Here is a 10,378-nt window from a genome sequence, read left to right on the forward strand (position 1 = left end):
AGAACGCTATGAGCAGGAAATTGCTGCAGTTGCTCAGCGCAAGCGGGTCAATGATTTCCATGAAGCCCTCTCCCGCTATACCCAACCCCTGGCGGAGGCAGGGCCAGCCGGCTGTGACTCCGATAAGTGTTTGATGTCCTAAGAGAAGGGGGGCAAACTTGCCCCTCTATTTAGGCAACTTTGTAAACCAGTTCTTCTTGGCGCGATCGAGCTGACCTTGAACAAACCCCGAGACCATACTAAAGTCTGCTCCAGAAATGTCGGCACCAGTAAAGTTGGCTCCCGAGATCGAGGCATCCAGTAGTTTTGCCCCCTTCAAATTTGCCCTCTCAAAGTTGGCTTGCACCAGATAGGCACCGCAGAGATTGGCATCATTCAGGTTAGCTCCCTGAAAATTGGCTTCCCGCAAGACAGCATTGGCAAGAATACAGCCTTTCAAATCTGCATTGGTAAAATTGGCATTGGCAAAGTTAGCCCCCGCCAGATCCGCATTGCGGAGAACAACGTTGGAGAGATCGACATCGATAAAATCTCGCTCTCCCCGTTTATAGGCTGTGAGCACCTGTGCCGCTGTCATCCGTGGTGTGACTTTGGCACGGAGGTGTTGACCGGGGCCAGTTCCGACAACCGGTGGGCCTCCCAATTGGGTCCCTGTCATCCGTGATTGGCGCACTCGCGCCGCTTGGGCATTTTGACTCACCGATGAGGCATAACTGGAGCGCTTAGGTGCTTCAGGCACAGGGGGGCGGCCTTGGGTCGGCGGGGTCGAAAGGGCATTGCTGAGGTCATCATCCTCTGCGGAAACAGTAGGAGCAGCGACACTAGCTGGTTGTTTGGACTCAAGTAGTTGCAGATCCGCAAGGACATCCATGGCGGTTTGGTAGCGATCTTTAACCGCATCCTGGAGCATTTTGTTAAGGAGAGCAGCAAACGCAGGGGAAATATTTTTGACGTAGCGCTGCCAATGCCATTCGCCCGTGCGCGGATCCCGTTCAATTTCCTTGGGGGATTTAGCAGTCAGTAAGTAGACACAGGTGACCCCGAGGGCATAAATGTCACTGGCATAGACCGGACGCATGGCCATTTGCTCTGGCGGCGCATACATGGGGGTTCCCACTGCGAAGTTGGTAAATGTGGATAGCTCCGGGGCATTTTCCACCATAGCCTGCGTAACTTTGTCTTTTACCGCCCCAAAGTCAATAAGCACCAACTTGTTATCAATATCACGGCGGATGAGATTAGCCGGCTTAATGTCGCGGTGAATGACACCATTGGTGTGTAGGTAATCAAGGATGGGGAGCACTTCCTGCAAAACCTGCTTTACCTCTTCTTCGCTTTTGGGGCCAAAGCGCTTGACCTCCTGTTGCAGGGTAAGGCCACCCACGTATTCTTGAATCAGGTAAAATTCATTTTCATTTTCAAAGTAGCCGAGCAGCCGAGGCAACTGTGGGTGATTGCCAACTTTACCCAAGGTGGTGGCTTCCCGCAAAAAAAGCTCCCGCGCCATCGCTATGATGTGGGGAGCTGTGGCTGCTGGTCGCAACTGTTTAATCACACAGGTGGGATTGCCAGGCAGTTGCGTATCAATGGCCAAAAAGGTAGCGCCGAACCCCCCTCGCCCTAGAACTTTAATTGCCTTGTATTGATTATTGAGTAAAAGTTTGCTGCCGCAGGCTTGGCAAACATCGACATTGTCAGGGTTGTCCGGTTTGGTACAGTTCGGATTTAGGCAGTAACTCATAAGCAGCCAAGAAGATGAACAGCACGTTCAACAAGGGGGGAAGGGAGATAGGGTGACCTGTTTTTTTTGAAGTCAAAGCTTACAGAAAGATGCCCCCACCGCTAGCATAACTCAGTAGTTTTCACAAAATGACGCTGTTCTTTTACGATACTCTTTTTTCTTTGCCTCACCCTATCCGTGAAATTACGGAAGTTTGACAGGAAGCCTGTAGCCCTTTTCTAAAGTATTGGGATGCATAAGGAGAAAGCTGATCCTTTCCGGCAGGGGCTTTGACTGTTTTGAAGCTCTTCCAAGCTTGTGAAAAGAGCCTTTGCTATACTACAAGGGTAGCACTTCATCCTCCCTGGTGTGGCTTTGGCTATGACCCCGCTTGTGACAGCTAGTCCGAAGGACTTCCTATGCGATCGCCAGCAGGTTTTGGCCTGGCTAACGGCAAATGTACCTGCGCCACGACTACAGCACATCCTGAGGGTGGAAACAATGGCGGCGGAGCTAGCTCTACACCATGGCTTGGATGTGGATCGCGCTGCTTGGGCTGGATTACTGCATGATTTGGCGAAGTACTTTCCTCCAGAGCGATTGTTAAGTATGGCACGGGAGGCGGGGCTACCCATTACAGAGGTAGACGAAGCAGATCCCCATTTGCTCCATGCCGACATCAGTGCTTTGGTGGCGCGGCAGCAATTTGGTGTGACTGATGAGCAGGTCTTAGCAGCCATCGCCAATCACACCTTGGGTCAAGCCGGAATGGATGCCTTGAGTTGTGTCGTGTTTCTTGCGGATAGCTTGGAGCCAGGGCGGGGCCAGACGGTGGAGCTCGAGGAATTGCGCAAGGTGGCTCACCAAAATTTACAGGAGGCGGTGTGGCGAGTGTGCGATCGCACGCTGTTGTGGCTGATTGATCAGCATCGCTTAATTCATCCACGCATGCTCCTCACCCGCAATTGGGCAATGCAGGTGGCACCAGCAAAGCCGAAAAAGAGCGAAAGGAAAGCTACCGCCAAGGTTTAGAGGCATTGTTAACCTAGAAAGTAGGTTTAATCTTGGAGTTGCCCTATGAGCACCGCTGCAGCAACGGCTGTTCCCAGTATTTTCTCAGGTGAATTTGTTCAGGAAACACTGGCTTTAACCCGTCGCCTGTTTATCCAACTGCAACGGCGCCCTTCCACACTGGTGGCGGGGGTGGTACAACCCTTGATTTGGCTGGTCCTCTTTGGTGCCCTCTTCCAAAATGTGCCGCAGGGCCTCTTTGGCGAGAGCACGAGTTATGGTCAGTTTCTTTGCGCTGGCATTATTGTCTTTACGGCCTTTAGTGGTGCCCTCAATGCGGGGTTGCCGGTGATGTTTGACCGTGAATTTGGGTTTTTGAATCGGCTGTTGGTGGCACCGTTGGCTTCGCGGTTTTCAATTGTTCTCGCCTCGGCGTTGTTTATTACCACCCTAAGTCTGATTCAGGTGGTGGCGATCGCCAGCTTGGGGGCACTCCTAGGAACGGGGCTACCGAATTTAGCGGGTATTGGGGTTGTCTTGGCAACGGTGCTGATTTTGGTTTTCGGCGTAACGGCCTTGAGCCTCGGTCTTACCTTTGCCTTGCCGGGGCACATCGAATTGTTGGCCGTTATTTTTGTCATCAACCTACCGTTACTCTTTGCCAGTACCGCCTTGGTGCCCCTGTCGTTTATGCCTCGCTGGTTGCAGTGGATTGCTAGCCTCAACCCCCTCAGTTTGGCCATTGAACCAATTCGCTATGTCTATCTGCACCCCGATTGGCGGTTGAGCGATGTGGTGATGGTGGCTCCTTGGGGGTCACTGAGCTTGGGAGCGGCACTGCTAATCCTTTTGACTGTCGCCCTAGGAATGAGCCTACTGATCCAACCGCTATTACGGCGCCGCTTGGCCTAGACCACCCGCAATGTGAAGCCTTGGGTACACCACTCCCGCACATCCAAGCAAAACTCATTCCCTTCCGGTTCACTGCTGAGATCCCCTAGCAGACCGAGAACCAAGGCAAGACTATCCTCACCAGAACTTATGAATGGCTCTGAATGGTTGGGGTGGCTACTCAGTTGACTAAAACGGCTCAGAGGACGGGGGCTGCTGATGATAAAGACCTTCAGCCATTGGCAAGGGCGATTCAGCGTCCAAGTATAGAGGGGAATATTCAAGCCGGGGGCAACTGCCAACTGCCACGACTGCGTTTGCAGCGGCAGCAGGAGCATCCCCTGACTGCTATCCCAGGCAAGGGCGACAATGTTGAGGGGGCGATCGCCATAGTTGTAGAGGCTCCAGCGGCAAGTATCTCCCTTGGCCAAGGTGAGGGGGCTGTGTAAATTCATGGCTGGCAGCTTGGTGCTCAGGACATCTGGAAGGGGATTGGGACTGCGGGGGGGGGATTGGCGGCTCAAGAGTTTTGCCGTTGGCGATAGTTGTTCAAGAGTTGTACACACAGCCACCTGACTGGAGGTGGGATTGAGCGTTAGGGTCAGCCATTTCTGGGCCAGGAGGGCATTCAGTAGGGGGTTCAAGCGACGGATACCGGCTTTGGCGGCTTCATTGCTACCACTACAACTGTGTTCCAACAACGTCCCTACTGGCCACTCCAGCCCATAACTGCCCGCTGTCTCACTTTTGGTGAGAACCACATCCGGCAGGGAGTCACTGCTGTTGAGGACAGCAACTTTTTCTTCATTGGCCAGGGCATTGATGGCATCCACGCGCTCAATTTTGCTGAGGTTGGTGTCGAGGGCCACCTGCAGCTGGAGATTTTTCCCTAAACGCCGCTGTTGTTCATAGAGGCGATCGCCCACTTGCAGAGGCTGACTGCTGACTCCTTGGGCCAGCAGGCCATTAAAACTCGCCATGTCAACCACGGTGCCACCATCGGCAGTGCTCCAGCGACTGTGGGGATGACAGTAGGTCAACAGCCAAGGACTGAGGCCGCCACACCAGATTTGTAGGGAGCGATCGCGCCCTATTCCCTGCACTACACCATCAAATCCTGGGGATAGGGTGAGGTTCGCCGCTAACCCGTCGCTCACCAGACGCATTTCTGCCCCCGTTTGCCAGCGCAGTTCATCGGCTGTGTACATCAGGCTCGTTGCCAAGGGGCGATCGCCCCCCAAAGCCGCTAGATAATGGCTAAAACTAGCAGTAAAGAGTCCCATAGGGACACCATTCAGGTGTGTTTCTACCCCCAAATCAGCCCAGAGGAGATGATCTTTGGAAACTTCGCCTCTGCCACGGGTCTCTCCAGGGTGCAACGGGACAAATCGCCAACGCAACATCTCCCCCTCAATGGGGGGCGGGCTAAAGCGAGTATCGAGCCATACCTGTACTCCTTTGGTACGCAGTAATTCAGCAAGAGGTAAGATGCCCTCACCGGATCTTGTGGCATCCGCCAAAACCAGCGCTGGTTGTTGCTGCCAGAGGGTGCCATAGCCACTAAAGTAAACCAAAAGGGGCTGACCAGAGCGCTCCAGCACCCCTAGGGTTTCTTGGACAGCATCCAGGGTTGCCGCCTGTTCCGTCAGTAGTGTAATGTCACTGTCCGCCAGCCCCCACCCGTCTAACAACAGGTTTTTCACTAGCTGAACATCCGTCAGACAACCCGCTAAGGGGGGCACACCGGCCAACTGGGGATAGTGGTTAATGCCAATCAGGAGTACTTGCCACGGACGAAGGGAGTCTGCCCAGGAGCCGCCTGCCGTTTGCCAAACCCACGGCATCAGTGTCAGTGCCGCAGCACCATACAAAAAAGAACGACGGCTTAACCGCATGCCTTACCTCCCAACAGACCCATCCTCAGGTTAGAGCACGGGCACAACAACACTTATGAATTAGGACTAGTTCTATTCTCAAAGGTTGTGGACTCAATTAGGTCCACAGCGAGCATAAAACATCAATTTTTCCTAAAGGCCTTCCCCCCGCACAATGAAGCGGACACGCTGGCTAATAGTTGTCGCATGGTCACCAATGCGCTCCAAGTTGCGAATCAGCAGCAGTAGGATCAAGCGCAGTTCCACCGGCTCTTGGGGATTCAAAGGGGCGCAAAGTCGCCCATAAAGGCGTTGGTAGTCGGCATCGACGGCATCATCGCAGTTGGCTAGGGCTACTCCCGCCTCAGGATCAAAATTGGCAATGGCGGATAGGGCGGCCGATAGCAGCAGTTGTGCTCTCTCGAACATCAAGCGGACGTCTTCAAGGTAAGGTGGAGGTGGGTACCGTAGCAGCGTTTGAGCAGCACGGCCAATTTCAAGGGCATCATCGCCGATGAGCGCTAGATCGCGACAGAAGTGGGAAAGCATGACCAAAAATCGCAGATCCTCTGCCACAGCGGCTTGCAATGTCAGCAGGGCGATCGCCTGGCGATTGAGTTCTTGAGCACTGCGGTTAATGTCTTGTTCCCTTTGGATCAACTGCTCAACACTGAGGAGATTTCGCTCAATCAGAGCACCATAGGCCAGTTGACAGGCACTTTCCACCAGTGCCCCTAGGCGCAGCAAGTCACTGCGCAGACGTTGTAGTTGCCGTTCAAAATGGGTGGCCACAGTCTCAGGCACCCACCCTTGCTCAAATAACTGTGCTCCCTAGTGTGCCAAAAAATGGGGTGAGTTGTGCCTTGGGCACAGCCGGAATCAATTGATGTATAAAATATAGGCATTTTGATTCTTGCATCCACTGGCGCGATCGCAACAGCGCAGCTGTATTGGCCTTAACTTCCAGGACCTCAATGGTTGGTTATCTCATTTCCCTTGGTATTTTCACTGCCACCTTTGCCCTCTTTAGCTTGGGGCTGAATTTGCACTGGGGCTATACGGGGCTAATTAACTTTGGCCATGTCGGCTTTTTGGCCATTGGTTCCTACACCACGATTTTGTTGGGGATTGCTGGCGTGCCGATGTTCTTTGCCGTCCTGGCTGGGGTGGTGCTGGCCATGGGACTAGGCTTTTTAATGGGGATTGCTACGCTGCGACTGCGGGAAGATTACCTGGCAATTGTGACCATCGGCATGGCGGAAATTGTCCGCCTGATTGCCCTCAATGAGGATTGGCTAACCCGAGGGGGTCGGGGAGTGTATGGGTTTCCGCTGCCCCTTGCTCAGTTCAATCCCAATATACCGACTAAGCTGGGGATGATAGCTCTTTTTTGGGCTGTGGTGGGGGGGGCTGCATGGCAGTGGTGGCAATGGTTACAGCGGCAGTATGGGCGATCGCACCCCGGCTGGTTACTCCCGAGCTATGCAGCGTTATTGATTGCCAGTACCCTCAGCCTTTGGGCAACGTTACTGCCTTTGAGCTTGGGACGGGGAATTGCCATTTTGCCTCTTGTGTTGACACTGGTGACCTTTGGTGGCGCGATCGCTCTCCTGGGCTACTATTGCCGTCCAGAAAGACGAGCGGTGCTTCCCATTGCCCTGAATACCTTGGCCGCTGCCTTGGTTGGTCTTGTGGTCAAAGCCCTCACCCTTGGCCTATGGGAGTTTAGTTACCGGGCTGGGCTATTGTGGCTTTTGGTCTTGGTTTTGGCTTTGGTGGTGTGGCAGTTAGAGCGTTGGATTCATTCCCCCTGGGGACGGGTACTCAAAGCAATCCGGGAAGATGAGGAGGTGGCCAAAGCTCTGGGCAAGGATGTCTTTGCCTACAAAATGCAATCGCTGTTGTTGGGGGGAGCGATCGCCGCGGTGGCAGGGTCTTTTTATGCCTGGCAGCTCACATTTATTAACCCCGATGGCTTTTTATCTCTGATTACATTTCAGGCGTGGACAATCGTGGTTTTAGGGGGGGCAGGCAACAACATGGGACCTCTCCTCGGTGCCGCCCTTTTTTGGGCCTACACTGCACTGACCCGCTTTATTCCCCTGGATGGCGGTCGCTTAGAGGCGCTGCGGATGATGCTCATTGGCCTTGTCCTCATTGTCTTGATGATGTGGCGACCCCAGGGTATCTTGGGCAAAAAGGAGGAACTTAGCCTTGGTCGATGAGCCTTCTCTCGCGCCCGTCTCTAGCGGTGTCAGTCAAGTCTTGCCCTCAGACCTCCTAGTGGCCACAGGACTATGCAAAAGTTTTGGTGGCATTCGCGCCGTCGATCATGCGGAAATTCGGGTTGCCCGTGGCAGTATTACTGGTCTCATTGGTCCAAACGGTGCCGGCAAAACCACCCTATTCAACCTCTTGTGCAACTTCCTTACGCCCGATCAAGGCCGTGTGATTTTTGATGGTGTCCCCATTAGCCATCTGCCAACCCACCAAGTTGCCCTTCAGGGACTCCTGCGCACCTTCCAAGTGCCGCGGGTACTCTCACGCCTATCGGTTCTCGAAAATATGCTCTTGGCAGCGCCTCTGCAAACTGGGGAGAAGTTGTGGAATAGCTGGCTTCAGCCCCTGCGCATTCGCCAAGAGGAACAGGAACTGCAGCAACGGGCGTGGGCAATTTTAGAGTCTGTGGGGCTAGCAGCCAAGGCCAATGACTATGCGGGTGCATTGTCGGGAGGGCAGCGAAAACTCCTTGAAATGGCGCGAGTCATGATGCACCGTCCCCGCATGGTCCTCCTCGATGAGCCAGCCGCCGGCGTCAATCCGACCTTGATCAACCAAATTTGTGGGCATATTGGGCGCTGGAATCAGGAGGGCGTGACGTTTCTGATTATTGAACACAATATGGACGTGGTCATGTCCCTGTGTCAGCACATCTGGGTCTTAGCGGCGGGGAAAAATCTTGCTGACGGTCCTCCGAGTGAGATTCAAAGCAATCCTGAGGTCTTGAGAGCTTACCTTGGACAATAAACCTTGAATGATAAGTCCTTTGGGGTGGGTCAGTGGTTCTCGCCTCTATCGCTTCTCACGTGACGTTGCTCATGTTTTTTTGGGGACAGCCCTCTTCGCAGCGATCGCCCACACTCAACACCCCGAAAGCCAATCAAGAATAGTCACGGATCACCCCCAAGGAAGGACAGCGCTGCTGATCCAACTGCTGAAGGTATTTGCGATCCCGATAGTAGTCACGGCGCAGTTGTTCAAGGAGTTGCAGCCCCTCTGGTACCACACTGGAAATATCGTCAATCTCAGTGTCGCTGTTGGTGAGTACTAGGTAGCGGCGTAGGTCTTCAGTGGCAGGAGATTCACTTAAAATCAAGGCAACAGTTTCCTGCCAAGACTGCAGGAGGTGGCGACAGCGCTTTTCAATGGCAATGCGCTCAAGGGCAGCGGCGGCGGCCTGGATGACTAGTTTGGGGCGATCGAGACTGCTGGCAGTAGTCTCATCTAAATGGAGTAGCGGCGTCAGCAGAGAAGCATCTTCTGCTTCATTGAGGCGATCAAAAAGATGACTGACCAAATCCAAGTCCGTCAGTGGTGTTCCGATCTCCGTGGGTGAATGCAGTGGCCATTCAGTGTTATAGGGATCATCGGGGGCAGGCCGGCCGGCACAGTGTTCTTCTTCAATGGCTAAGATCTGCCGCCACAGCCAACGGTGGTGGGAGAAGCTAAATTCAATATCCCGTGCTTGCAGCGTTTGTCGAATGAGGGGGCGATATTCGCCACAGTGGAGGTAGAGGCGCAGTAGCTGTTCTTCAGCTGCTTGACGCAAATTATAGTCCGCTGGACGTTGCCATTTTTGCGATCGCCCCTGCCAGCGGTGCCCCCGCACCTGTTGCCGCAGCGCCTCTTCAATACGGAGCGTCAAACGACTATCGTGGCGTCCCAATAGCTCAGCACAGTGGTGAATGTAGTGGCTGCGCAGGGTGGCGTTGGGAAGCTTCGCCAAAAGTTCACTGAGGGCTTGGCTGGCTTGCTGAAATTGATCCCCCTGCTCAAGATCGTACTGCTGCACAAGGGTCTGAATTTGCCAGTCCAGCCAAAGGGGGGCTTGATCCAACAGGCCTTGGTACGCTGCCTGCTGTGCCGCCAAGGTTGCCTCATCCCCTGTGAAAAAGTCCGCCGCATCCTTACCCGCTGGCAAGGTGAGAATCCGCAGTCGCAGATCCCCCCGATAGGCCAAATCCGCAGCCTCGCCAATGGCGCGATCGGCAGCCCGCTGTCCCGCCTGATCTGCATCAAAGTTGAGGATAATTTGCTTTGACTCGGTGTAGCGCAGTAGCAACTTAATTTGGGCTTGACTGAGGGCAGTCCCTAAACTGGCCACCGTCTGGGGAAATCCCGCCTGGTGCAGAACCATCACATCAAAGTAGCCCTCAACAACGATCGCCTGATCCCTTTGGGCAATCGCTTGCCGTGCCTTATCGAGGCCAAAGAGCAATTGCCCCTTTTTAAAGATCAGGGTCTCTGGGGAGTTGAGATACTTGGGCTCCTGGTTTCTCAGGGTGCGACCGCCAAAGCCTACTACCCGTCCCTGGGCATCCATAATTGGGATCATCAGGCGATCGCGAAAGCGGTCGTAGTAGCCATCCCCGTTGGACCGCGGCAGAATTAAGCCGGCCTGTTCCACAAGGGCAGGGGGATACCCCTTTTGCTCCACAAGATAAGTGTAAAGAACTTGCCACCCTGGGGGGGCATAGCCCAAGCGAAACTGCTGGATGGTTTCCTCCCTGAGCTGGCGCTGCCGCTGCAAATAGTCTTGGGCGTCTTGACCAACGGGTTGCCGCAGGGCGTGTTCATAGAAACGGGTGGCGATCGCCAGAAT

Annotated in this window: 8 protein-coding genes; 4 read left to right on the forward strand and 4 right to left on the reverse strand. The window is 54.1% G+C overall.

All coding sequences use genetic code 11. The annotated features are described in order from the left end of the window. Positions 1-166: 166 nt before the first annotated feature. Positions 167-1,741 (reverse strand): serine/threonine-protein kinase, encoded by a 1,575-nt coding sequence (locus tag H8Q75_RS05335; protein WP_297040872.1) that lies wholly within the window; start codon positions 1,739-1,741, stop codon positions 167-169. A gap of 360 nt (positions 1,742-2,101) precedes the next feature. Here H8Q75_RS05335 and yqeK point away from each other — a divergent pair, with 360 nt between their 5' ends. Together yqeK and H8Q75_RS05345 are read left to right on the forward strand one after the other, a co-directional pair. Next, positions 2,102-2,752: a bis(5'-nucleosyl)-tetraphosphatase (symmetrical) YqeK gene (gene yqeK, locus H8Q75_RS05340; RefSeq protein WP_297040873.1), complete on the forward strand. Its 651-nt coding sequence runs from the start codon at positions 2,102-2,104 to the stop codon at positions 2,750-2,752. Positions 2,753-2,797: 45 nt separating this feature from the next. Then, positions 2,798-3,643, forward strand: a complete 846-nt coding sequence (locus H8Q75_RS05345; protein ID WP_024124386.1) for an ABC transporter permease — start codon at positions 2,798-2,800, stop codon at positions 3,641-3,643. On the opposite strand, the gene H8Q75_RS05350 is transcribed toward H8Q75_RS05345, so the two are convergent. Further along, complete coding sequence (locus H8Q75_RS05350) at positions 3,640-5,517, reverse strand: caspase family protein (protein WP_297040874.1); 1,878 nt, start codon at positions 5,515-5,517, stop codon at positions 3,640-3,642. The two genes, H8Q75_RS05345 and H8Q75_RS05350, sit on opposite strands and share 4 nt — an antisense overlap. A gap of 132 nt (positions 5,518-5,649) precedes the next feature. Then, positions 5,650-6,300, reverse strand: coding sequence for a phosphate signaling complex protein PhoU (gene phoU, locus H8Q75_RS05355; protein WP_024124387.1), 651 nt, complete (start codon positions 6,298-6,300; stop codon positions 5,650-5,652). A 170-nt stretch (positions 6,301-6,470) separates the two neighbouring features. Here phoU and H8Q75_RS05360 point away from each other — a divergent pair, with 170 nt between their 5' ends. After that, a complete protein-coding gene (locus H8Q75_RS05360) occupies positions 6,471-7,721 on the forward strand; it encodes a branched-chain amino acid ABC transporter permease (protein WP_024124388.1) in 1,251 nt (416 codons plus the stop codon). Positions 7,722-7,761: 40 nt separating this feature from the next. Further along, on the forward strand, positions 7,762-8,523 hold the full coding sequence (locus H8Q75_RS05365) for an ABC transporter ATP-binding protein (RefSeq protein ID WP_051372879.1): 762 nt from the start codon (positions 7,762-7,764) through the stop codon (positions 8,521-8,523). A gap of 133 nt (positions 8,524-8,656) precedes the next feature. Here the strand turns inward: H8Q75_RS05365 and dnaG are convergent. Further along, a partial coding sequence (gene dnaG, locus H8Q75_RS05370; protein WP_297040875.1) for a DNA primase occupies positions 8,657-10,378 on the reverse strand: 1,722 nt, incomplete at its 5' end.

The organism is Thermosynechococcus sp. OHK43 (assembly GCF_014466085.1).
Taxonomy (GTDB): Bacteria; Cyanobacteriota; Cyanobacteriia; order Thermosynechococcales; family Thermosynechococcaceae; genus Thermosynechococcus.